We start from the raw sequence: 22,902 nt of genomic DNA, 5'->3' as shown, positions 1-22,902 counted from the left end.
TCGACTTACTAAAACTAGTTTTAGTTTCAGGCAAACACAGAACTCCTCCGGTCAACTATTCCATCTTACTGTCATTCCAACCCTAATCACATCTGCAAATCCAGCCTAGATTGCATGGTTTTTATGCCGGCATTGAGCTTCTTCGTTAAGTCGGCGAATCGCCATTTACAGATGCCACATCTGGTTCACATAATGTTTTTTGGACTAACAGCCCGTCTCAGACTCTTCAGATTCCACCTCACGGTGAACACCCTGTCATTGTTGACTTCTACATGATACATGCCACAACATAGGTAGGACTTCCACCTACTATCAGAATAATTTACGGAGCACACGACATTAAAAAAACTGCTGTTTTACACAGCAGCTTAAAAAGTTAATATTTTATTCTAAATTCTGGCATCCCCGTTGAATAGGGAGCTATAGCATAAGGTTGAAAATATACAACCAGTTCACCATCTTCAAGATAATAACACTGATCTTGATCTAAACTCTGAAAGCCATACTCTTCCTGAAAATAGAGTTCCGGTTCTTTTTTTATTTCAGCTCGAATAAATTCTTCTATTTCATTTAAATTCATATTTTGAAGTTCCAGAAAATCGATTAATTTTAAATCATCTCCTGCAGCAAGATCAATATTATATGTCAGACTGTAGGGGTTCCCGTGAGCTCCCCCGGTATACTGATAGTAATCAAACTTAATACTTAATATTTGCTTACTATTTTTGATTTCAAAATCAACTTTAGCCACAAATTCTCGCCTCGGAAACTCGGCCTCTGCAAAATCTTGCTGACTCTGTCGTGCCATATTAATCGTATATTCTACAAAAGTCATGATGTTGTCTCTAAAAAGATCATTATATTTTTCCTGGGTATTTTTGCGATTTAACTCCATTAAAATTGGAATCTCTGCTTCAATCTGATAAACATCTTTTTCAGTCTTTTCCACTGGAATTGAAACAACCTCGAAAGCTGCAGCCGAGGCTGCTGTCAGAAAAAGCAATACAACTGCAGCCAAGACTATAACTTCAAAGTTGAGGCAGTCAAAAAAAGAATTATTGTCTCTCACTTTCAACAGCTCTTTTCTTTACTTATTTTTTTAACTTAATTCCTTTAGAAGTTATATCAATAATTTTTTCCTTGTATAAACCACCAATCGCTTTTTTGAAACTTCCTTTACTAATTTGAAGAGCTTTTTTGATTTTTTCTGGTGAACTATCATCATTTAAAGGTAAAGATCCACCCTTAGCTTTAAGTCGGGCCAGTATTTTTTCTTTTGCATCTTCAATCCGACCATAACCAATCTTGCGCAGACTAACATCAATTTTATTATCTTCTCTAATCTTTTTAATATATCCTTTTAACTGATCACCAACAGTAATTTCCTTATAAATATCATTCTCATACACCAGACCAAAATATTTATCATTGATAATAACTGTAGCCCCTAAATCAGTAAATTTATATACTAAAATATCTACCTTATCCCCTTCACTAAATTCAACACTTTCTGGAGCTTCTTCAATTCCTGTTGTATCAATATCACTACTTCTCATTATCCAATCAGCACCTTTCTTAAATTAATTATATTTTCATTGTAACATAAATCGTGACCTAATAAAATGGCAAAAAACTGCTGACAAAAATTAACCAGCAGCTCAGCTTGAATATTTAAAACAATTGTTTTATCCTTCATCCTTCAAGAGATATTGATTTATATTTGGGAGGGTGGCAGCTGTCACCAGCTCACCAAAGTCATTGACTCTAAAATTTATATTCCTATTTCCCTCTTCAATAATTTTTCGGTCATTTTCACTTTTGATCACCAGTGTTCCCAAAACTTCTTTAATAAAAATCTGCTCTCCTATTCTAAAATAAGTTTTGCTCAGTTTACTCCCCGCTTCCTGGGTAAATATTATTTCTTCAGCCTGATATGAGCCGCCTTTTAGGAATCCCGGGTTGCTCTTAACAATAATTGATTTTTTTGCTTTAATTGTTGAATTATAACAACCAAGCCGATTAATAATTACTGAACCACCTATGTTAATTTCAGAGTTCTGAATATAGCCGGTATAAATATTTAATACCCCACTGTTATCCAGTTTGTGATTCATAAATTCAGCTAAATTTTCTTTGAAATTATTGAGCATGCTTTCATCTTTAATTCTTTCTAAATTAGCCATATTATTAAAATAGGGTATTATTTCTCTAAAATAATCTTTTAGCTGCTCATTATCTTTAACACTCTGATTAAGACTCAAAATTAACTTTTTTAGTTCAGGAAACTTGTTTTCAATCAGCAGTCTTAAAACTCTTCCAGTTTTAAAGTTGCTGAGATTCATCTTTCTCTGGCTGGCTTCCCCTAAAATCTGATCCACTGCCTTATTTAAATTTTCTAAATAGCTGATAATTTTCTTCAAAGATAGTATAATCTCTTTTTCCAGATAATTTCCAATAAATAATTTGCTGGCAATTATATTATTATTGACATAAAGGTCTCCCTGAGTCTTAACCTCCGCATTGGCAATATTCCCCTGAACTTTTAAATCATTACCTACCTCAACATTAAAATAATCCTTAATATCACCCTTAACAAGTAAATCTCCCTCATATTTAATGTGGCCTGTATGTTTGTCGACATCACCTTTGATAATATACTGTTTATAAATATGCACCTCAACAGTAGAACTTCTTCTAATTAACTTAGGCTGGCCACCTTCCAGAGCTATGGCTTTTAAACCATCTTTTGTCAGCTGCACATTTTTCCCCGCCTTAAGACTAATATCTTTTACAGGTGGAGGAGATATTCTATCAGAATAGACATTAACCCCTGCTTTACCCTCAACAGCTTTCTTTTTGTAGCAGATAGTTTCTCCTTTTTCAATCGAATCTATAACATTAAATAAATTTTCTTCCCGCTGCTGATAGTTTTCACTTTTTATTATCTGAGCATCTTCACCCCTTTTTGCCTTTCTACCTTCAGCAATCAGATATTCACCACTTTTATTTCCTTTTTGAGCCAGAATTTCACTTATTTGATCATGTTTAACCCCATAACTTATATTATGAAAATTAAGCAGCTCAATTATTTCATTTTTACTCAGCTCAGGAAATATTTCATCCTGGCTTTTAGTCTCTATTTTAATGTGATTGGCCGGTTCTGTATCTTTAATTTCCAGCTGCTGTTCAGGAGTCAGTTTAATTATTAAATAAGCTTTTAGTTTGTCTTCAGTAACTTTCAGATTTAACTCTTTACTTTTTTTAACTTTTTTAAGCTCAAAACTAATTAAATCTTCTATATCCTGACTGACAACTACTTCTTTGTTTTCTTTTTCTCCATCAATATATATTTCAACATTTTCACCAGCAGTTACCCGGGGATATCTACCGAGCCCTTCCGGATTAATAATGGTTAATTGACCATTTTCGAGATATACTATTCCATCTTTGTTTTCCAAAATCAGTCACCTCCAAAAACTATTAATCTCTATTTATATTCTTATAAATTGCATAGATACCAATCTGGTTATTCTGCAAAAGTACAGGAAAAGCTTTTAAATTTAACTCCAGTTTCTCTCCCTGAGAATTAATCCGGTAAACTTTTTCTTCCACTCTAGCTCCTGTCAGAACCTGATGAGATAATTCGCGTCCATTTTTCTTTTGATCTGCTGGTACAATTAAATCATCAAGTTTTTTGTTTTTTAATTCATCGATTTCATATTCAAAAAGCTGAGAAAACTTCTTATTAACATTTATTATTCTTTCATCAATATCAAGTAAAACCAGAGCCTCTGGAAAATTATTAAACAGCTGTAAATAGTGGTTGCGCTGTTTTTCTGTTTTTTGATTAGTGTTTTTACTAATCATTTCCTCCGGGATAATTGAAGTGATGGTTTTTAACTGACCGTCCTCAAATTCAGGAACTAAATAATTATTAAAATATTGTTTAAAACCATTCTGACTGATATATATTCTGAAATTAATTCGTTTATTATTAACTGCAGCATAATCAAGTTTATCCAGAAAATCATCAGCTCTCTGATCAGCAATTTTAATTTCCTTTAATCTGCTTCCTAAATTATTCTCATTCAAATCTAATAAGTTCATCGCTTTTTTATTAAAATAAATAAGTTTCTTCTTAGAATCAAATTTTAAAATAGCAGCTGGTAATTTATTTAAAATCTCTTCCGATTTTTTTTCAGCCATAATTTCTTTAGTTATGTTTTGGTGCAGAATCATTAATTCATAAGCACCTATACCTTTAAAAGAAGATACATGCATTCTAAACCATCTTTTTTCTCTCGGGGAGTGGCAGGGATAATCCATACTAAAATTATCCTGTTCATTATTTAAAACAGAAAGAATTCCATTATAGGCACGAGCAGAAATCAGATCTCCCATTTCTGCAGATTTTTTACAGACCTCTAAATAGTTTTCATTAACTCCAGTGTTCTCAGCCACTGCCCCATTTTGATAAGCAAATTCTTCCCAGGAGCTGTTAGTATAAACTATATTTCCTTCTTTATCTAAAATTGAAATATTACCCGGGACTGAATCAAGTGCAGAAGCGGTAATATACTTTTCTTTTTTTAAACTTTGATTTTCTAAATTCTTTTGACTCAAATTATCTCGTATTTCTTCCTGCCGGTAAATATCATCTAATACGGCTTTTATCTGTTTTTGAAAAAGTTTTAAAGCTGCTGAATTATGAGTTTTTATCTCTTTATTTAGCGGAAAATATATTAGATAGATATAAACTCCTGTTTTAACCTTTAAAAAATTTAATTCAGAACTAAAATCATCCAGATATTTTGATAAAATAGCTTTAGTTTGAAAATCATCAGCTGAAATAATTTGCTTATAGTCATCATTACTTAAATTAATTTTTTTTACAGTTTTTTCGAAATCAGAATTACTATGGCTGAAAATTTTGGCTGAATTCTCTGGCGTCAGAACAGCCATTTTTAAATTATCAGTCTGAAAAAATTCTGCCATAATATCCAGTTCCAGTTTGAATCTCTTTCTTAATTCTGCTATTTCTATAATTTCTTTCATAATTTCCACCTCAATTACTAAAATGTTTATTCTATTAATTATATTCAATATCTGTTTTCTCTTTCCTTTATTAAAAAGCAAGATTTTATTCAAAAAAGTTAAATAAATTACAAATAGCACTTGACACATTTTTCACATATATCATATATGTTAAGATATAGTTAAGTTGAGTCAATTAATAAAATTTTAAAGGAGGATTTATTTATGAAAATCAAAACAATTGTATTAATGATCGCGGTAGCAGCTTTATTAGTTGCACCTACAGTAAGTGCTCAGGACACAGTTTCTTCTCCATCTGTAGTGGTGGATGAGGCAAGTTTACAGACAGCTGCAGAGGAATCCTGGATAGTAATTATTCAGCAGGACTTAAGTGTTGATGAAGAAATTGTATTAGATGGTGAGTTCAAAAACCGTGATACAGTTGACCGTAAGTTAGCTCTTTATGATCAGGATGATGACCATAATGTAACTGACAGATATACTTTAGAAGCTCCAAGTATTACTGTTAATAGCCCTAGCACAAGATTCAAAGCTGGAATCTTTGTTGGAGATGTTTATGTTCAGGCTGAAAACTTTAGATTAACAACTGGTTTCACTGTAGAAGGTAATGTTTACTTCGAAAACAAAGCTGCTAAAGAAACATTTACTATTGAAGGCGGCGCTACTGTTACAGGTGACTTAGTAAATAACTGGTAAATAAATTTTTACTTATAACAATAACTAACCGGCCAGTTTATTCTGGCCGGTTTTTTTATGAACATATGTGATTTTCAAAACACTATTTTATTTTTTATTTCTTTTTATGTTATATTTTTCCTTTTAAAAATATCTCAATTAACTGTTAAACTAATAATGAAATTTTTTTTGCAGAAATTTTAAATTCTGCATCTATTGTGCCAACAGTTTCTCCATCCATTTCCAGCTGAACTTCTCTATCAGAACTGATCTTAATTTCATTAACAAAATGAGACTCAACCAGAGGGTGACTTAAGTGCTTTCCCTGATAAGCCTTGATCAAATTGTCAATTATTGCTGCCTTTGAAAAATCCTTTAATAAAATTAGATTGATATTTTCTGAAAAAAGATCAGCCTCCGGTGCAATATTTATACCACCACCAAAATAATTTCCATTTGCAATAACAACTGAATTCAAAAGTCCCTCATAGATTAATTTTTGATCAGCCTCAACTCTAACAAATTTATTTTGATAGGAAAACAAAGTTTGAAAAAGCTTAAAGAGGTAGCTTAAACTCCCATCTATATTTTTTTTGCTGGCATTTAACTTTTTTGCAACCTCTGCTCCCATTCCACAGTCAGCAATATTAATAAAATATCTGCTGGTCTCTTCTCCCTGATGATTAAGATAGCTGGATTTAATTAAATTAACTTCTCTGCTTTGATTCTTTTTGATTCTTTTAATCACAGCTTCTGTTTTTTCTGGTAATGGCAGAACTCTACTTAAATCAGAACCAGTACCATGAGCAGAAATAATTAATTTTGTTTTTAAATTATCAGCTAGATCCGCTGCAAGCATTCCATTTACAATTTCATTAACAGTGCCATCTCCACCAACAGCCATTAGATAATCATAATTTAAGTTGACAGCTTTTCTGGCGATTTCTACTGCCTCACCTGCAGTTTCAGTATATACTTCCTTAAAATATTTAAATTCTTTTTTAAAAACTCTGCTTTTTTTAGGCCACAGCTTAGCAGTTTTTCCACCTGCTGAAACAGGATTAACAATAGCCATGATTTTTTTATCCATTTTATCAACTCTTTACTGTTGTAGTTTTAAATTTTGATTTTAAATAAATTCTTAAAAAAATTAAAAAGATTTCCCAGTTCAGAATAACTTTTTAATCCCTGCACTGCATCCATAAAGATAATTAATAAATCTCTTCTACTCTTCAGCAAAAGCTGTACAATTTTTTTGTTATTATAAAACAAACGAGCTATCTTTTCTGCTTCTTTGAGCTCTGTAAAAATATTATTTTTGAGCTTAAATTCATAGTTTTCAGCAGGAATATAATTAGGCTCCGCAGAATTACTATCCAGATAATCAACTATAGTTTCTGCAGCTGCAAAACCACTAACAAGGGAATAATAAATACCTTCACCAATAAAAGCATCTGCCAGATATGCAGCATCTCCAGCTAAAAATATTCTGTTGGAGGCTCTTTTAAATTCTGTCTGATCGGAATAAACAGGTATTGGATGACCTTTAACTAGAAAATCATCTTTTTTGATTCTAATATTCAGCTCTCTGAGATATTCAGCCAGAATTTTATTAAGATCAACTTTTTCAAAATTTAATATCCCAAGTCCGATTGACAGAAAATCTTTTTTTGGAAAAACCCAGCCATAACCATTATCTAAATGTTTAAAGTCAATTAAGATTTGATCTTTAAAATTATTATCGATTAAATTTTGATATTCAATTTCTGCTTCGATTGCTATCCCTTTATTTTTTATAATTCCTTTTTTCTCTCGATTCAAATATTTAGCTGTTCTACTATTAGCCCCATCAGCTGCAACTAAAAACTGAGAGGTATAGTTCTCAGTTAAAGTTTCAACTAGAACCTCATTTCCATTTTCTTTTACCCTGAGCACTTCCATTTGATCAATAAACTCAGCTCCTGCTGCAGCTGCTTTTTTTAAGAGAAAATCATCAAATGTCTTCCTATTGATCAATTTAATCGGTGTTTTTTTATAATTAAGCCCAAATTCTTCTCTGCCTGGAAAAGAAAATTTGAATTCACTAATTTGATTCTTAATAAGTTCTGGTCCAATTTGAATATCATGTTCTGATAGAATATCTACTGTCTTTGCAGATAATGCGCCACCACAGGCTTTATAGCGGGGCCAGCTCTCTTTTTCTAAGATTAAAACATCAAGCCCGGCTCTGGCAGCCAGAAAAGCCGCTGAACTTCCAGCGGGGCCAGCACCGATAACTATTAAGTCTTTTTTCAATTCGATCACCCTGAAGTTTAAATATTTAGATTTTAATGATTTAACTTGATAAAGTTAAGTGCCTTTGTTATGATTATTTTAACTATATTAACTTTTTTATTTTATAATAATATCTTAACTGTAAATTCTTAGAAAATCAAGTTAATTAATCACAGGGAGGAAATTAAAAAATATGACATCTTCAGTAACTGAGAACAAGAGTAGGTGGATCTATATTCCGTTAGGACTTATTATCTTTATGTGTATGGGAACAATTTATTCCTGGAGTATTTTTCGAAAACCAATTGAGACAGCTTTTAATATTGGTGCGACTGAAAGTGGCTTACCTTATATGATCTTTTTAGTTTTTTATGCCCTTGGAATGCCTTTTGCCGGTAATTACATGGATAAATATGGCCCCCGAGTAATGACAATTGCAGGTGGTATCTTAATTTCTATCGGCTGGTTTTTATCAGGCTTCACCTCTTCAATTACACTCCTGACTATTACTTATGGGGTAATTGGAGGTACTGGAGTTGGTATTGCCTATGGTGCGCCGATGGCAGTAGCTGCTAAATGGTTCCCTGATAAAGAAGGACTGGCAGTCGGTTTAACTCTTGGTGGTTTTGGCTTATCACCATTTTTAACCGCACCTGCAGCAAGCTGGTTAATTAGACATTTTGGAGCCTTTAGCACTTTTAAGGTTTTAGGTGTTTTATTTGCAGTAATTATTACTTTACTTGCTTTACCGCTGAAATTTCCAGAAAGCAAAAAATCAATTTCAAAGAAAAAAATAAAGCTAAATCAAGAGTGAATATTGGACCTAAAAAAATGTTAAAAAGCAGAAGCTTTTATGCTCTCTGGACCACCTTTGTTATCGGAACAATTATTGGGTTAATGGCTATTGCAATCTCTGGCCCGGTGGCAGAAGAACTAATAAATCTGGATTCTACTGCTGCTTCAATTTATGTGTCTTTATTTGCAATCTTCAATGGTATTGGTCGGCCAATTTTTGGTGCTTTAACTGACAAATTCAAGCCAAAAAAGACTGCTGTAATCTCATTTTCAATGATAATTTTGGCTTCTTTTTTAATGATTATCAACGATTCTGCAAATCAAATTCTTTACTTTATTTCTTTTTCCATTTTCTGGCTTAATCTGGGAGGATGGCTTGCTATTGCTCCTGCAGCTACCTCTTACTTTTTTGGTAAAGAAAATTACAGCAGAAATTACGGCTATCTATTTACTGCCTATGGTGTTGGCGCTGTAATTGGAAATATCTTTTCCGGTCAGATTAGAGATATACTGGGTAGTTATCAATATGTATTCTATCCAACCCTAATTATTGCAGCTCTTGGAATTATAATTGCCGTCTTCTTTTTAAATAAGGACAGAAAAAAGACAGCTGAAATTAATTAAATGTTTTAAACAGCTAAAGATCAATTTATAAAACAAAAAAGAGCAGCCTCCAGCTTTTAATTAAAGTGGGGCTGCTTTTTTTCTTTAATCTTATTTATTCTAAATCCAGAGTAATTGTCACGGGACAGTGATCTGATCCCATAACATCAGTTAAAACATCTGCATTTTCCAATCTATCTTCCAGACCTTCGGAAATGAAATGATAATCAATCCTCCAGCCGGCATTCCTCTCACGGGCTCTGGTTCTGTAGCTCCACCAGGAATAGGTCTCTTCTTCAGGGTGAAAATGACGGTAGGTATCTATATATCCATGATCTTCGAGTTTATCAAGCCACTCTCTTTCAATCGGCATAAAACCGGAAGTATTTTCATTTGAATCAGGATCATGAAGATCTATCGGGTGGTGAGCTGTATTATAGTCACCACAAACTACAACTTCTTTTCCGTTATTTCTTAAATCCTCAATATAATCCAAAACAGCATCATAAAAATCAAGCTTATAGTTGAGTCTTTCTTTATTTCTTCTGCCATTGGGAAAATAAATATTAAGCAGATAAAAGTCTTCAAATTCTGCTGCAATAACTCTCCCTTCCCGGTCAAACCTCTTAATACCAAGTCCATGCCAGACATCAATCGGTTCTATTTTTGTATAAAGGGCAACCCCACTGTAGCCTTTTTTCTCACCAAAGGTAAAATAAGAATAATAATCATCTATATTCCTTAATTTATTTTTCAGCTGATGATCCTGAATTCTTATTTCCTGCAGCCCCAGTATATCTGGCTGTTCTTCGTCAATCCAGTCTAAAAACCCTTTTCTTTTAACTGCTCTTATTCCATTAACATTCCAGGAATAAATTCGCATCCTATCATCCTTTCTCTCTATATTTATGAGTTAAATATCTCTCTGATAAATTTTTTCTACCTCTTCATACTCAGCTAATATTTCATCATCCTGCTGAGCATAAAATTTATTAACTACCAAGATTACTATAATGTTTACAAAAAAGCCGGGAATAATCTCATATAATTGAGCACCCAGACCACTTTCTTTCCAGATAACTAAGGTAACCGTGCCTGTAATCATTCCTGCTAAAATTGACTGCCAGGATGCCTTTTTTGAAAAAAGTGAAAATAATACTGCCGGTCCAAAAGCAGCTCCCAGTCCTGCCCAGGCATAAGCAACAAGATCTAGGACTGTATTTTCCGGGTTTAAGGCAAGAATAAAGGCCACAACTGCAATTATTATTACAAAAGCTCTTCCAACCCACATCTTTTCTAATTCACTTGCCTCGCGTTTAATAATTTTATTATAAAAATCCTCAGTTAAGGTTGATGAAGAAACTAAAAGTTGTGAATCAATTGTTGACATAATTGCAGATAAAATAGCTGCTAATAAAATTCCTCCCAGCCAGGGATTAAAAATAGCAGCAATCATTTCAATAAAGACTTTTTCACTGTCTACTATATTTGGAAACATTGGTACTGCAATAATTCCCACCAGTACCGCTGCACTTAAAGAAATTGCAACCCAGATAACCGCAATTTTTCGAGCCGGGGCAACTTTTTTAATAGTGTCTATCCCCATAAAACGCGCCAGTATATGTGGCTGTCCAAAGTAACCAAGCCCCCAGGCAAGTGCAGATATAACTGCTGTAATAGTAAAGCCTTCCGGCATTAGAGAAAGTGAAACACCATTTTCTGCGGTCATCGCTATAATCTCACTCATGCCTCCAATTTCACCATAAGCAATCACTGGTACAATTGTAATTGCAAAAAACATCAGAATCCCCTGAAAGAAATCAGTCCAGGAGACTGCCATAAATCCTCCTAAAAAAGTATATAAAACTATGGCCAGCCCACCAAAAATTACTGCTGCCGTATATTCAATATTAAATAATGACTCAAAAAGTTTCCCGGAAGCAACTAAACCAGAAGCAGAATAAATTGTAAAAAACAAAAGAATTATTGACGCTGAAATAATTCTTAAAAGACCTGTCCGGTCACCAAAGCGGTCCTCAAAAAATGAAGGTAAAGTCATAGAATCAGTCTTTTCTGTGTAAACCCGTAAACGGGCTGCTACAAACTTCCAGTTTAAGACCGTACCAACAAAAAGCCCAACTGCTATCCAGGCCTGGCTTAAACCGCCAAGATAAACTGCTCCAGGCAGCCCCATTAAAAGCCAGCCGCTCATGTCACTGGCCTGAGCAGATAAAGCTGTAACCCAGCTGCCCATTGCCCGACCACCGATTAAATAATCTTCAAGATTTGCTGTTTTCCTATAAAAATAGACTCCAATACTCATCAAAAATACTAAATAAACTGAAAAAGATGTTATTGTTGCTGCCATTAAAATACTCCACTCCTATCTACTTTTTATATTATATTATAGTACAAATCAGCTGGAGATAAATTGATTAATCACTGGCTAAGGTTCCTATCTCCAGCTGTCTTCTCCTAAAAGAGGTACAAATCTAACATACTCTAAGTCTTCTTCTTTTAAATTCCCATTATACCTTCTGGTATAAAGCTTTAACTGCTGAATACCTCCCCGCTCCCCGATTGGAATTATTATCCGACCTTTTTTATTGAGCTGTGTTTTTAATTTTTCAGGCAGGTAGGGAGCTGCTGCCGAAACTAAAATTGCATCATAAGGAGCATATTCTTCCCAGCCAAGGGTGCCGTCACCAGTTTTAACTCTGACATTTTCATAATTTAATTTTGAAAGCACATTTCTAGCTTTGACTGCAAGTTTCTCTATTCTCTCTACAGTATAAACTTCTCCGGCAATCTCAGCAAGTAGTGCTGCTGCATAACCTGAACCGGTCCCAATTTCCAGAACCCTATCTGCCTGGCTTAAATTAAGTGCCTCCAGCATTTTAGCAACAATATAGGGCTGGCTGATGGTTTGACCTGCTTCAATTGTTTGAGCACCATCTGCATAGGCCAGTTCCTTATTTTCATCCAGCATAAACCTTTCGCGGGGAACTTTTTTAAAGGCTTCAAGTACGGATTGATCTTTAATTCCTCTTTTTTCTAACTGCTCTTTAACCATTTCCAGGCGAAGTTTTTCATAATCAACTGTCATTTTAATCGCCTCCGCTTTAAATATTTTAATTTAATCAGCTAAGGACATAAAAAGAGAAAATCCCCCTCCTTAAAAAAGAAGGGGATGCTTTACTCTTTAAAGATCACTTAATGATTTTTTATCAATCTTTCCGGTTGCATTCTTTGGTAATTCATCCAGAAAATCGACTAGTTTGGGAACTTTATAATTAGCGAAATACTGCTGACAGTATTTTTTTATCTCCCGTTCATCAGCCGTTTCGCCTTCCTTTAGGACAATAACTGCTTTGGGGATTTCCCCTCTTAATTCGTCCTTGGTTGCAACTACAGCCGCTTCTCTAATTTTAGGATGTTTATATAACTGTTCTTCTATTTCTCTTGGATAAACATTCATTCCTCCAACATTAATCATATCTTTTTTGCGGTCAACAATATAAACATATCCGTCCTGATCCATTTTACCTAAATCACCAGTGTGTAACCAGCCGCCGCGCAGAGTTTTTTCTGTTGCCTCAGGCATTTTAAAATAGCCCTTCATTACGTGTTCTCCCTGAACAACAATCTCACCAATTTCCCCTCGCTCCAGCTCGTTATCATTTTCGTCTACAATCTTAACTTTTGTTTCTGGAATTGGTAAACCAACAGAACCGGACTTTCTTTCGCCATCAACCGGATTCACATAAGCAACCGGAGAAGTTTCAGTTGGTCCATTACCTTCAAGTATTTTTACATTAAATGTTTCTTCAAAATCCTCCATTGTCTGCTGGGGCATTGCTGCTCCACCAGAAATACAAAGATTCAAATGAGAAAGATCATATTCATCTTTATTTTTAACATTTAAGAGAGCAGAATACATTGTCGGTACCCCGGCAAAAAATGTTACATTTTCTTCCTGAATGGTTTTTAATACTTTTTCCGGTAAAAATCTATCTACAATTACTATTTCTGCACCCAAAAAGAGGGGCATCAGCATACAGACAGTTTCTGCAAAGGCATGGAACATCGGCAGCACACAAATATAGCGGTCACTATCATCAACTTTTAAATGTTCAATTGTTTTTTGGGTATCGAAAATAAGATTGTGATGAGTCAGCATTGCTCCTTTAGGCTGACCGGTCGTTCCCGAAGTATAAAGACAGGCCGCCGTATATTCCTGGTCAATCTCTTTTAATTCAGGCAGGGTGCTTTGCTGGTCTGCCAGTTCAGATAAAGCCAGATAATCATCAGACTTTTCCCCATCGACTAAAATTATTTTTTGCAGATGATCTAAATCACAGTCTTTAATTAAAGGCAGAAACTTTTTTGAACTGATAATAATCTTAGCTTCTGAATTATTCAAAATATATTCAACAGCTGCCTTTTTAAAACTGATATTTAAAGGAACCATTGTCGCTCCCGACTTAATAACCCCTAAATAAGCAGTTAAAAACTCAATACTATTGGGCAGCATAATGCTCACCATATCTGCAGGTTTTATCCCTAAATCGATCAGGCCGTGTGCCAGCTGATTACTTTCCTTTTCTAAATCCTGATATGTAACTTTTTTGTCATCAAGAACTGCAGCTGTTTTATCTCCCTTTTCTGCAGCTGTTTTTGAAACAATATCTCCAATTAACAACTTAATAACCTCCCAGCCAATTTGATAAATTTAATTAAGCTTCCAAAAATATTATACTTAATTACCAGGTGACATGAATTCCTCTGGTATCAATATGAATAAAAGAACCTCTCACACCATTAGCATGATAACTGCTCAAACCACCCTGAAGAGCAGCATATTTCTCCTTCTGATCAAATTTCTTTGCTATTTCAAATAAAACATCTGCATCTTTTATGTCTAATTTGCCATCACCATTTAGATCATCCATCCACTCATTACCCCTGTTATCTATATATATATCAACAGCATCACCAAAAAGATGGCGGCTGTAATGGGTGCCATTACCAATCTTTTTATTAAAATAAGGTGAGCGATAAAAACTTACAATCCCAAAAGTTTCGGCAGAATAACCCGCCTTATTAACCTCTGCTAAAAAATATTCCAACTTTAAAAGTAGTGGCTCCTGAATCACAATAAATTGAGGCAGTTGATCACTCTGATTTGTTAAGAACTGCTCGACCTTAAAATGAGGAGTTAAATTTAAATCCAGTATTGATTTCTCAATTTTTAAGAAGCCTTTTGGTTTTGAAGAATCTGCTGGATAATTACCAATTTTAAAGCCGTGTATATATTCACCCTCTTTTTCTGAATACGGGTGTAGTACAAAAACATTTAATTTAATCTCAGAATTTTTTCCAGAAGCATTTTTTCTGCTAATTGTAACCGGATAATGGCCACTTTTTCCATGTGCTTTCCAACTAAAAGAACTCCCACTCTCATATTTTTTGCCACCAAGCTCAATTATATACTGCTGGTTTCTATCTTCTTCGGCTATTTTTACTTCAATTTCTTCCCGGGGCAGCACAAATATGCTGAAAGTTTTTAGCGGAATTTTAAGTTCATCATAAACTATAGAAAAATCCGCATGATCTTCTGTAAAAGCTTCTGCACCAACTGAACAACTGCTGATTAATATAAAAAGTACTGCTATTGATAGATAAAATAATTTTTTCATTTAGATCGTTTTTGCTCCTTTTACTCTAATTAATTTTTTGTTAATTGTTTTGCTGAAAATATTCTTCAATTATTTTTTGATCGCGTCCATATATATCTTCTCTAAAATGTAAATTACTCAAAGAATCTACCCAGACTGTATTATACTGCAGATAAATTTTAATTGGATTATTTAAATAAACTGTCTTTTCTTTATCTTTTTTCATTTCTGCTTCGATTGCCTGACGATCCCATTTTTCCTGATCTTTTAATAAATATTCTGCCAGATCTACCGGTTTTTCAATCCGAATACAGCCAGAGCTAAAGCCTCTTTCTGTTTCGGAAAAAAGGTACTTGCTGGGAGTGTCATGTAAATAAATACTAAAGCGATTGGGAAACATAAATTTAACTCTTCCCAGAGCATTTTCATCACCCGGATTCTGCCTTAAAAGATAATTAAAGCTGTCTTTATCAATTTCTGACCAGTCAACTTCTGCTGGATCTATCTCTTTTAAATTATTATTTCCGGTATATTGAAATAATGAGTAATTGTTTTCCTGAAGATATTTATAATCTTCTTTGATTAGCGGCAATTTATCTTTTACTGCAATTGATTTTGGAACATACCAGTAAGGATTTAAAACAAGATAATCAATTTCATCACTAAAAACTGGAGTACTCCGCTGTTCCTGCCCGACTATTGTTTTCATCTCCATCTTCAACTGATTATTTTCATAAAGCTTTAAATTATAGTCAGCAATATTAACATAAATATATCTGCTGCCTAAATTCTCCGGCAGCCAGCGCCATCTTTCCATGTTAACTATTATCTGCTTAATTCGCTGCTCAAGTGGAATATTTAAAGCTTTTCTGGTTTTACGGCCTACTATCCCGTCAGCATTTAAACCATTATCCAGCTGAAACCTGACTACAGATCTTTTAACCTGCTGGCTGAAAGATTCTCTGTTATCAAGACTCTCTAAATTTAAATATGCTCTTGCCGATAAATTTTCCACCAGTTGAGCTACTGCCTTCCCTTCAGCATCTAAAGCTAAAGTTTCATCTGTATTAATCTGGGGCCACTCTTTAATTTTCCCCGAGTCTCTGTACAGATATAATTTATCTCTAAGCTGAGTGTAATTAGAGGATGTCGGCAGCTGAGTTTCTAATATCTGGGCCAGCTTTTCTTCATCAACCAGCAGCTTTAATAATTTTTGAGCTTCTAAATTATCATCCTGATGATTATAATCTTCTATAATAATTTCTGGATCAATTTTGCCATTTAAATAATCAGAGGCCAGGCTCAAATAGGCATTTGTCAATAATATTTCCAGCAAGGCCTTTTTCCCTAGAGAATCAGCCGTAAAAAGATCTGGATCTTTAACTGAGTTTTCAATAAAATCCAAATGATAATCTGCAGGCTTTAAACCTTCTCCATAACTATCTTTAATTTCAGCAATTAAAACTTCAGGATCTTTTTTAAACTGGTCACCATCAAACCAAATTGAACGATGATAGCGCTGATCATAAAACTCGATTAATTCTCGGTAAAAACTAACCTCTTCACCTTCAGGGAAAAGCCCCTCATATTCTTCAATAACCAGTAAATGATTTCTAATTGACATAGCAAGGTCACTTTGAGCATACAAAGTTGGATTATATGAAAATAAAATTAAAAATATAATTAAAAAAAATAAGAGTCTTTTTTTCAAAATACTCTCCTCCTCAACTTATCTATTTATCTGGTTGATATATTTCTTCAATTTTATCCAGTAACTTGCTTAAAAGCTGAGCTAATTCTTCGGCAGAATCTTCCATATCTACAAGTGCTTTTTCCATAAAATCCTGTCTTTTTTTAAGAAGGCTCTCCATAATTTCTCGCCCCTGATCAGTTATCTCTAAGAGTACAACTCTTCGATCATTGTCATCTCTTCTTCTTTTAACTAATCCTGCTTCATGAAGATAGTCAACGATAACAGTAACAGTACTATTTGCCATATGAAGTTCCTCATGAATCTCACCCATACTAACAGGCTGTGATTCGATAATTACTCTTAAAACATGAAATCTTCCCAAAGTAAGATTATAGCATTTAAGGTGGTCTTTTGTGTATTGATTTAAGTATTTAGCGATATTTCTTATTTTTTCTTCAATCTTTTTATTTGTTTTTTTTCCCATCTTAAACTCCCTCATCAATTTAACTTTTTTTAAAATTACTAACCATTATTTAAAATTATTATATAATAATTTAACTATAAAAACAAGAAATCAGCAGTTAACTCTCAGTATTTAACTTTAGTTCCATTTAAGAACAAAAACCCCCTATCACAGAGTCTATCAGAAACAAATTTTCTCTGTAATAAGGGTTAGAGTTTATATATTAACTTTATTTTTGAACTTAATTATTTTTTAGCTCTTCTATCTGTTTTTTTACAATCTCAAGCTCACTTGAAAGGGTATTTGCCAGATTTTCGAGACGTGTTATTTCTCGGTTTTTATTTTCCTCACTGTCATAATCTACATCTTCACCAGCTGGAGCATAAGCTGCTCCTCTTCCAGCGGCAAATCCATAGCCCATTCCGCGACCTTTACCTGCACCAGCAAAACCGCGTCCGCGTCCAAATCCTGGGCCTCGTCCGGCACCATTTCTAAAACCTCTTCCTGCTCCCTGAGGAGCGGCATCAGCTGCAAATCCCGGCTGATCATTACCTGCACAGTAACCTAATCCTCTTCCTGTCATTGGACCTCTACCTTCTGGACCTCTTCTATCTCCGCGTGGCATAAACAATCACTCCTTTTAATTTTTAGTTTGTTGGCACTGTTCATCAAGATATAAATTGGAAAGTAATAATTAAAATTACCTTAATGAACATATGCTCTTTATTCTGTAATTATATTATAACTCCATTTTGAACATATGTCAAGAATAAAGTAAAAAAATTTGACCCTGTAATTTGAACCAGGTCCAAAATTGCTTATTTGAACCAGGTACAAAACGCGCGTTTTGTACCTGGTTCAAATGAAATTAATAAAATTAATGGTGATGTCCATGACCTCCATGACCATGATGGTCATGATCATGATGCCCATCTCCTTCTCCATGGGAACAGGCATTATCAGAAGCATCTAATTTATCATTTAAGTAATTAGAAACCGCTTCTCTGGCATTACCAGCTGCTCCACAGACAACTTCTATATTATTATGCTCAAAGATGGCAATCGCTTTCTGGCCCATGCCGGAAGCAATTATTATATCTGCTCCAGCCTCATTCAACAATTTTGGCAGCAGACCCGGCTGATGGCCCGGGTTTTCTATTACTTCTTCAGCGCTGATCGTATTATCTTCTGTACTAAAAAGTTTAAATTCAGGTGCATGACCAAAATGAGCTGATACATTTTCGCCCTGTACGGGTACAGCAATCTTTTTCATTTTATTAAAGCCTCCTTTAAATCTTATTTTTCCAGTATTTTTGTAAGTTTTTCTTTAACAGTCAGCATTTTTGTTCGTAGTTCTGCATCGTTATCAACAAATAGCTCGCCTTTTTTAAGTGAATCCACTATCACTCTGCTGTAAGGAATTTTAGTAAGTAATTCAATTTTTTCTTCTGCTGCATAGGCTTCTATTTTAGCTGAAATATTTTCATTCAAATCATACTTATTAATTACTATCCCGGCTGGAATTTTAAAATGATTGACAACTTCCATAACTCTTTTGAGATCCGCAAAGCCTGACATGGTTGGCTCAGTAACTAAAACCGCCAGATCGGAACCAGTTAGAGAAGCAATTACAGGACAGCCAATCCCGGGTGATCCATCAATCAAAATCCAGTCCTTATTTTTCTCTTTTGCCAGCTCTGAAGCCCGATTTTTTACCTCACTTACCAGTTTCCCTGAGGTATCTGCACCAGGAATTAATTTAGCGTGAACCATCTCACCAAATCTGCTTTCTGCTTCATAAAGAGTGCCGGTTTCAGTTTCTTCCATCTTAATGGCATCAGTTGGACAGACATAGGCACAGACAGCACAGCCCTCACATTTTAAATTTTTAATCTGATAATCAGCAGCCGTAATAGCATTAAAACGACAGTTTTCATAACAGAGCCCACAGTCAATACAGAGATCATCATTTTTAACCGCCAGTTTCATTCCCTTAAAAACTGCTTCACTTTTATTTTCTGGATTTAATAAAAGATGCAGGTTAGGAGCATCTACATCACAGTCTCCAACAACTAAATTATCAAGCAGGGAAGCCAGATTAGCTGTAAAGGTAGTCTTTCCGGTTCCACCCTTACCACTAATTACAGTAATTTCTTTCATTGTTTTAGGGCCTCCTCTCTAATTTCCTGATATAACTGCTGCAGTTTTTCATCCCATCCTTCCAGTTTATCAACAAAAGGAATTCCTTCTGAATATAGTTCTGCAATCTTCCGGGAGAATGGAATTTTAAGTATTATTTTAATTCCTTCTTCCTGACAGTAATCTTCAATTAAATAATCACTGTCAGCTTCTGCCCTGTTAATCACAACCGCAAAAGGCTGCTCAATTTCATTTAACATTTCAATTACCATCTTTAAATCATGCAGACCAAAAGGTGAAGGCTCAGTGACCACAATTGTAAAGTCTGTATCTGTAATTGCTTCAATAGTCGGACAGGTTGTTCCTGGTGGTGAATCAATAATCACCTTTTTATCCCGATCTATTTTTGTTTTTAACTTTTCAATTACCGGTACAGCTTTTTCTTCTTTGGTGTTTAATTCTCCCTGCCAGAAATCTAAATTGGAGAGAGAGTCATGGCGCAATTTACCCAGTTCTTTTTCCTTTTCAGTAATCGCATCTTCCGGACAAACAATTTTACAGCCACCACAGCTGTGGCAGACTTCTTCAAAGACCAGTACATTATCCAGCATCATAGCCAGAGCATTATATTCACAAAAGTCAACACATTTTCGGCAGGCAGTACATTTATCATCATTGACCTCTGGAATCAACCTCATTACTGATTCAGTTTCTTTACTTTCAATTTCTGGAGAAATAAATAGGTAATCATTTGGCTCCTCAACATCGGCATCCAGCAGCTGAACATTTTCCAGCGCCAGAGCAAGATTAACAGCCAGAGTAGTTTTTCCGGTTCCTCCCTTACCACTTAAAATTGAAAGTGAAATTTCTTCAGCCAATTTAATGATGTCCCCCCGGGCCAGCTTCGGCCTCAGCTAATTTGCCTGCCTTGTAATCGCTGTATACTTCTTTAATTAATTTTTGTTCATTCAAATCTAAAACTTCAATGCCGGCAGCAGTCAGTGCCTTAAATGCTTTTGGCCCAAAATGATAGGCAGTAACAATATCTGCTTCATTATCAGCACATAACTGTGCGGCTCCTACTCCAGCACCACTGCTTTTTTTAGCAGCAGTATTTTCTACAAAATCAATCTCTTCTGTCTCAGTATCAATAAAAGCGAAAAATGTTGCTCTCCCGAAATTATCATGTACTTCTGTTTCCATATTCCCCTCTGCTACTGCAGGTATAACTAATTTCATTTTTAAAACCCCCATTTTTTAAGGGTACCGGGTACTTGTAAAATATTACCATCTGAATCCAGTTTGTTAATTAGTAATATTTTACAAGTACCCGGTACCAAAGTTCCAGTTTTAATTTACATCCATATTTAATTTAAGCGGCTCAACCTTCTCATCAAAGCCCTGTTCTCTCTCAGCTAATTTCTTTGCAATCTTAATAAACTCCTGAGAAATCTCAGATTCCGGTTCATCAAAAACAATAGGATTTCCGGAGTCACTGCGGCGTCTAACTTCCGAAATTAACGGCAGCTGTCCGAGCAGTTCGGTCTCCATAAAATCAGCCAGATCCTTGCCGCCATCTTCACCAAAGATATAATCCTTATGGCCGCATTCTGAACATCTATAATAAGCCATATTTTCAACTACACCTATAATCTCATGGTCCATCTTATCAGCCATAGCACCAATTCTTCCTGCTACCTTAGTTGCTGTTACCTGAGGAGTAGTTACAACTAACGTTTCAGCATGAGGAACTTTCTGCATAATATTTAATGGCATATCTCCTGTTCCTGGAGGCAGATCAATCAGCATATAATCAATTTCTCCCCAGCGCACATCTTTAAAAAACTGCTCTAGTGCTCCTGCCAGCAGTGGCGCTCTCCAGATTACGGGACTATTTTCATCTACAAATGAACCCATAGAAATTGCTTTAATCCCTTTTACTTCAGGAGGTATAATTTCCTTTTCACTGACTGCTCTTGGCTTATCAGTAACTCCAAGAATTCGAGGAACACTAAATCCTCTTACATCAGCATCTATAATCCCCACCTTATATCCTAACTCAGCCAGAGCAGTAGCCAGGTTTACAGTAACAGTTGATTTACCAACTCCACCCTTCCCACTGGCAACAGCTATAATTCCTTTGTTAATAGTTCCATGTTCTAAGACAACCTTTTTATCTTTCACATCATACATTAAATAATCACCTCATTATATATTATGGTCATTTGTTCATTTAGCTGTATTAAATATAACACTTTTTTAATTTCAATTCAAGTAGTCTATTTACCTTCTAGGAATTTTTTAGCTTTTAATTTTGATTTTTCTGCTAAATAGGATAAAATATGAATTAAGGAATCTATTTATCACAGTTAACAGACAAAAAGTTAAATAATAAATTTATCTAGTAGGTGTAATAAATGAGAAAAGAAAGACTGATAACATATCAGCAGAGTTTGAATTTAGAAAACAGTATTTATATTGATGCCCGTACTAAAGAGGAATATCAGGAAGCAACTATTCCTGGAGCTGTCAATATCGAACTGCTTGATCATCAGGAAAGAAAAATCATCGGTACAATTTATAAACAGCAGAGCCCTAAAAAAGCTAAATTAAAAGGTGTTGAACTTGTATCTCCTAAAATTCCAGATTTAATAGCTGAAGTTAATCAGCTGGCCCGAGAATATGATAACATAATCATCTTCTGTTCTCGCGGCGGTCTGCGCAGTAAAAGCCTGGCTGAGTTTTCTGATCTGGCTGGAATCGAAGTCTACCGGCTTGAAAATGGTTATAAGGGTTACCGCCATTATATAATTGATAAACTGGATAATTATCAATTTAAGGGTGAAATAGTAGTTCTCCATGGAAATACTGGAGTTGGTAAAACCTATATTCTAAAGGAAATGGATAAGCTGGGAGCAAACATTATTGACTTAGAAGGAATCGCCAACCACCGAGGTTCAGCTTTTGGCAGTATTGGCCTTAATGAACCCTATAATCAAAAATATTTTGAATCACTGCTCTGGGAAGAATTAAAGAAAAAGGATCAGCCAGATGGCTATATATTTGTAGAAGCTGAAAGCAGAAGGGTTGGTCATTCTGTGATTCCGGAGTTTTTTTACAAAAAAATGAAAGCTGGAGAAGATATTTTAATTACAGCTTCAACCAAAAAAAGAGTAGAAAATATCTATTTAGAGTATATAAAAGATATTGAAAGTGACCAGCAAAAATTTATTGAAAGAGTTTTAGAATCTCTGACTGCCATCAAAAAATATCTTATCAAAAAGGCAGGTAAAAAAGCATATTATCAGCTTTTGGAACTTGCTGAAAGTGGAAAATTTAGAGAACTAACTAGAATCCTTTTAGAAAGTTATTATGACCCGATGTATGAACACTCTCAGAATAAAATTGACTTTTATAAAGCAGAAATCGAGGCAGAAAATATTAAAAAAGCTGCAGCAAAAATTGTTGATCTTTACCAGTAAACAACTGCTGTTTTAATGTTAAAAGTTCTGCTTCCAGCTGCAGCC

At 34.7% G+C, this 22,902-nt stretch carries 24 protein-coding genes; 4 read left to right on the top strand and 20 right to left on the bottom strand.

Annotation, left to right across the window (positions count from 1 at the left end):
* Positions 1-376 precede the first annotated feature (376 nt).
* The 5 genes from C8C76_RS10980 to C8C76_RS10965 are packed head-to-tail and all read right to left on the bottom strand — an operon-like array spanning position 377 to position 5,055.
* Positions 377-1,069 carry a DUF3298 and DUF4163 domain-containing protein gene (locus tag C8C76_RS10980; protein WP_146161864.1) on the bottom strand — a complete coding sequence of 231 codons (693 nt, stop codon included), beginning with the start codon at positions 1,067-1,069 and terminating at the stop codon, positions 377-379.
* A 22-nt stretch (positions 1,070-1,091) separates the two neighbouring features.
* Positions 1,092-1,556, bottom strand: coding sequence for a hypothetical protein (locus C8C76_RS10975; RefSeq protein WP_108141601.1), 465 nt, complete (start codon positions 1,554-1,556; stop codon positions 1,092-1,094).
* Positions 1,556-1,696 carry a hypothetical protein gene (locus C8C76_RS15155; protein ID WP_181248202.1) on the bottom strand — a complete coding sequence of 47 codons (141 nt, stop codon included), beginning with the start codon at positions 1,694-1,696 and terminating at the stop codon, positions 1,556-1,558. Before C8C76_RS15155 ends, C8C76_RS10975 begins: the two co-directional genes overlap by 1 nt.
* Entirely contained in the window at positions 1,686-3,458 is a 1,773-nt protein-coding gene (locus C8C76_RS10970) for a FapA family protein (protein ID WP_181248201.1), read from the bottom strand. Before C8C76_RS10970 ends, C8C76_RS15155 begins: the two co-directional genes overlap by 11 nt.
* A gap of 22 nt (positions 3,459-3,480) precedes the next feature.
* Positions 3,481-5,055: a PAS domain S-box protein gene (locus C8C76_RS10965; RefSeq protein WP_181248200.1), complete on the bottom strand. Its 1,575-nt coding sequence runs from the start codon at positions 5,053-5,055 to the stop codon at positions 3,481-3,483.
* A 204-nt stretch (positions 5,056-5,259) separates the two neighbouring features.
* Between C8C76_RS10965 and C8C76_RS10960 the strand changes: the two genes are divergently transcribed.
* Positions 5,260-5,751: a hypothetical protein gene (locus C8C76_RS10960; RefSeq protein ID WP_108141595.1), complete on the top strand. Its 492-nt coding sequence runs from the start codon at positions 5,260-5,262 to the stop codon at positions 5,749-5,751.
* A 145-nt stretch (positions 5,752-5,896) separates the two neighbouring features.
* Here C8C76_RS10960 and C8C76_RS10955 read toward each other — a convergent pair whose 3' ends face one another.
* Positions 5,897-6,820: a diacylglycerol/lipid kinase family protein gene (locus C8C76_RS10955; protein WP_108141593.1), complete on the bottom strand. Its 924-nt coding sequence runs from the start codon at positions 6,818-6,820 to the stop codon at positions 5,897-5,899.
* 26 nt (positions 6,821-6,846) lie between these two features.
* The gene (locus C8C76_RS10950; protein WP_181248199.1) at positions 6,847-8,025 is read right to left on the bottom strand and encodes a geranylgeranyl reductase family protein; all 1,179 of its coding nucleotides are present in this window, start codon (positions 8,023-8,025) and stop codon (positions 6,847-6,849) included.
* A gap of 172 nt (positions 8,026-8,197) precedes the next feature.
* Between C8C76_RS10950 and C8C76_RS15410 the strand changes: the two genes are divergently transcribed.
* Positions 8,198-8,818 (top strand): MFS transporter, encoded by a 621-nt coding sequence (locus C8C76_RS15410; protein WP_258222527.1) that lies wholly within the window; start codon positions 8,198-8,200, stop codon positions 8,816-8,818.
* 17 nt (positions 8,819-8,835) lie between these two features.
* Entirely contained in the window at positions 8,836-9,423 is a 588-nt protein-coding gene (locus tag C8C76_RS15405; protein ID WP_375135321.1) for an MFS transporter, read from the top strand.
* Between the two features lie 94 nt (positions 9,424-9,517).
* Here C8C76_RS15405 and xth read toward each other — a convergent pair whose 3' ends face one another.
* The 13 genes from xth to C8C76_RS10880 form a co-directional block, all read right to left on the bottom strand.
* Complete coding sequence (gene xth / locus C8C76_RS10940) at positions 9,518-10,285, bottom strand: exodeoxyribonuclease III (protein ID WP_108141589.1); 768 nt, start codon at positions 10,283-10,285, stop codon at positions 9,518-9,520.
* Positions 10,286-10,315: 30 nt separating this feature from the next.
* On the bottom strand, positions 10,316-11,770 hold the full coding sequence (gene putP, locus C8C76_RS10935) for a sodium/proline symporter PutP (RefSeq protein ID WP_108141587.1): 1,455 nt from the start codon (positions 11,768-11,770) through the stop codon (positions 10,316-10,318).
* An 87-nt stretch (positions 11,771-11,857) separates the two neighbouring features.
* The gene (locus tag C8C76_RS10930) at positions 11,858-12,508 is read right to left on the bottom strand and encodes a protein-L-isoaspartate(D-aspartate) O-methyltransferase (RefSeq protein WP_108141585.1); all 651 of its coding nucleotides are present in this window, start codon (positions 12,506-12,508) and stop codon (positions 11,858-11,860) included.
* A gap of 96 nt (positions 12,509-12,604) precedes the next feature.
* Complete coding sequence (locus tag C8C76_RS10925) at positions 12,605-14,104, bottom strand: long-chain-fatty-acid--CoA ligase (protein ID WP_108141583.1); 1,500 nt, start codon at positions 14,102-14,104, stop codon at positions 12,605-12,607.
* Positions 14,105-14,165: 61 nt separating this feature from the next.
* Positions 14,166-15,101 (bottom strand): D-Ala-D-Ala carboxypeptidase family metallohydrolase, encoded by a 936-nt coding sequence (locus C8C76_RS10920; protein WP_108141581.1) that lies wholly within the window; start codon positions 15,099-15,101, stop codon positions 14,166-14,168.
* A gap of 40 nt (positions 15,102-15,141) precedes the next feature.
* Positions 15,142-16,791: a L,D-transpeptidase family protein gene (locus C8C76_RS10915; protein WP_258222525.1), complete on the bottom strand. Its 1,650-nt coding sequence runs from the start codon at positions 16,789-16,791 to the stop codon at positions 15,142-15,144.
* 22 nt (positions 16,792-16,813) lie between these two features.
* The gene (locus C8C76_RS10910; RefSeq protein ID WP_108141579.1) at positions 16,814-17,257 is read right to left on the bottom strand and encodes a MarR family winged helix-turn-helix transcriptional regulator; all 444 of its coding nucleotides are present in this window, start codon (positions 17,255-17,257) and stop codon (positions 16,814-16,816) included.
* 220 nt (positions 17,258-17,477) lie between these two features.
* Positions 17,478-17,861 carry a DUF5320 domain-containing protein gene (locus tag C8C76_RS10905; protein WP_108141577.1) on the bottom strand — a complete coding sequence of 128 codons (384 nt, stop codon included), beginning with the start codon at positions 17,859-17,861 and terminating at the stop codon, positions 17,478-17,480.
* Between the two features lie 252 nt (positions 17,862-18,113).
* Positions 18,114-18,509, bottom strand: a complete 396-nt coding sequence (locus C8C76_RS10900) for a NifB/NifX family molybdenum-iron cluster-binding protein (RefSeq protein WP_108141575.1) — start codon at positions 18,507-18,509, stop codon at positions 18,114-18,116.
* Positions 18,510-18,532: 23 nt separating this feature from the next.
* Positions 18,533-19,396, bottom strand: coding sequence for an ATP-binding protein (locus tag C8C76_RS10895; protein ID WP_108141573.1), 864 nt, complete (start codon positions 19,394-19,396; stop codon positions 18,533-18,535).
* Positions 19,393-20,253 carry an ATP-binding protein gene (locus C8C76_RS10890; RefSeq protein ID WP_258222524.1) on the bottom strand — a complete coding sequence of 287 codons (861 nt, stop codon included), beginning with the start codon at positions 20,251-20,253 and terminating at the stop codon, positions 19,393-19,395. Before C8C76_RS10890 ends, C8C76_RS10895 begins: the two co-directional genes overlap by 4 nt.
* 1 nt (position 20,254) lies before the next feature.
* The gene (locus tag C8C76_RS10885; protein WP_108141571.1) at positions 20,255-20,614 is read right to left on the bottom strand and encodes a NifB/NifX family molybdenum-iron cluster-binding protein; all 360 of its coding nucleotides are present in this window, start codon (positions 20,612-20,614) and stop codon (positions 20,255-20,257) included.
* Positions 20,615-20,725: 111 nt separating this feature from the next.
* Entirely contained in the window at positions 20,726-21,568 is an 843-nt protein-coding gene (locus C8C76_RS10880) for an Mrp/NBP35 family ATP-binding protein (RefSeq protein ID WP_108141569.1), read from the bottom strand.
* Positions 21,569-21,792: 224 nt separating this feature from the next.
* Between C8C76_RS10880 and mnmH the strand changes: the two genes are divergently transcribed.
* A complete protein-coding gene (gene mnmH / locus C8C76_RS10875; protein WP_108141567.1) occupies positions 21,793-22,857 on the top strand; it encodes a tRNA 2-selenouridine(34) synthase MnmH in 1,065 nt (354 codons plus the stop codon).
* The last annotated feature ends 45 nt before the right edge of the window (positions 22,858-22,902 follow it).

The organism is Halanaerobium saccharolyticum (assembly GCF_003053565.1).
Lineage (GTDB): Bacteria > Bacillota > Halanaerobiia > Halanaerobiales > Halanaerobiaceae > Halanaerobium > Halanaerobium saccharolyticum_B.
This window is presented reverse-complemented; position numbering and strand designations above follow the sequence as displayed.

Bases quoted from the DNA above. Each gene is read 5' to 3' on its own strand.
- C8C76_RS10975 (WP_108141601.1), bottom strand. From the start codon at position 1,556: ATGAGAAGTAGTGATATTGATACAACAGGAATTGAAGAAGCTCCAGAA.
- C8C76_RS15155 (WP_181248202.1), bottom strand. From the start codon at position 1,696: ATGAAGGATAAAACAATTGTTTTAAATATTCAAGCTGAGCTGCTGGTT.
- C8C76_RS10965 (WP_181248200.1), bottom strand. From the start codon at position 5,055: ATGAAAGAAATTATAGAAATAGCAGAATTAAGAAAGAGATTCAAACTG.
- C8C76_RS10960 (WP_108141595.1), top strand. From the start codon at position 5,260: ATGAAAATCAAAACAATTGTATTAATGATCGCGGTAGCAGCTTTATTA.
- C8C76_RS10955 (WP_108141593.1), bottom strand. From the start codon at position 6,820: ATGGATAAAAAAATCATGGCTATTGTTAATCCTGTTTCAGCAGGTGGA.
- C8C76_RS15410 (WP_258222527.1), top strand. From the start codon at position 8,198: ATGACATCTTCAGTAACTGAGAACAAGAGTAGGTGGATCTATATTCCG.
- C8C76_RS15405 (WP_375135321.1), top strand. From the start codon at position 8,836: ATGTTAAAAAGCAGAAGCTTTTATGCTCTCTGGACCACCTTTGTTATC.
- xth (WP_108141589.1), bottom strand. From the start codon at position 10,285: ATGCGAATTTATTCCTGGAATGTTAATGGAATAAGAGCAGTTAAAAGA.
- putP (WP_108141587.1), bottom strand. From the start codon at position 11,770: ATGGCAGCAACAATAACATCTTTTTCAGTTTATTTAGTATTTTTGATG.
- C8C76_RS10930 (WP_108141585.1), bottom strand. From the start codon at position 12,508: ATGACAGTTGATTATGAAAAACTTCGCCTGGAAATGGTTAAAGAGCAG.
- C8C76_RS10920 (WP_108141581.1), bottom strand. From the start codon at position 15,101: ATGAAAAAATTATTTTATCTATCAATAGCAGTACTTTTTATATTAATC.
- C8C76_RS10910 (WP_108141579.1), bottom strand. From the start codon at position 17,257: ATGGGAAAAAAAACAAATAAAAAGATTGAAGAAAAAATAAGAAATATC.
- C8C76_RS10905 (WP_108141577.1), bottom strand. From the start codon at position 17,861: ATGCCACGCGGAGATAGAAGAGGTCCAGAAGGTAGAGGTCCAATGACA.
- C8C76_RS10900 (WP_108141575.1), bottom strand. From the start codon at position 18,509: ATGAAAAAGATTGCTGTACCCGTACAGGGCGAAAATGTATCAGCTCAT.
- C8C76_RS10895 (WP_108141573.1), bottom strand. From the start codon at position 19,396: ATGAAAGAAATTACTGTAATTAGTGGTAAGGGTGGAACCGGAAAGACT.
- C8C76_RS10885 (WP_108141571.1), bottom strand. From the start codon at position 20,614: ATGAAATTAGTTATACCTGCAGTAGCAGAGGGGAATATGGAAACAGAA.
- C8C76_RS10880 (WP_108141569.1), bottom strand. From the start codon at position 21,568: ATGTATGATGTGAAAGATAAAAAGGTTGTCTTAGAACATGGAACTATT.
- mnmH (WP_108141567.1), top strand. From the start codon at position 21,793: ATGAGAAAAGAAAGACTGATAACATATCAGCAGAGTTTGAATTTAGAA.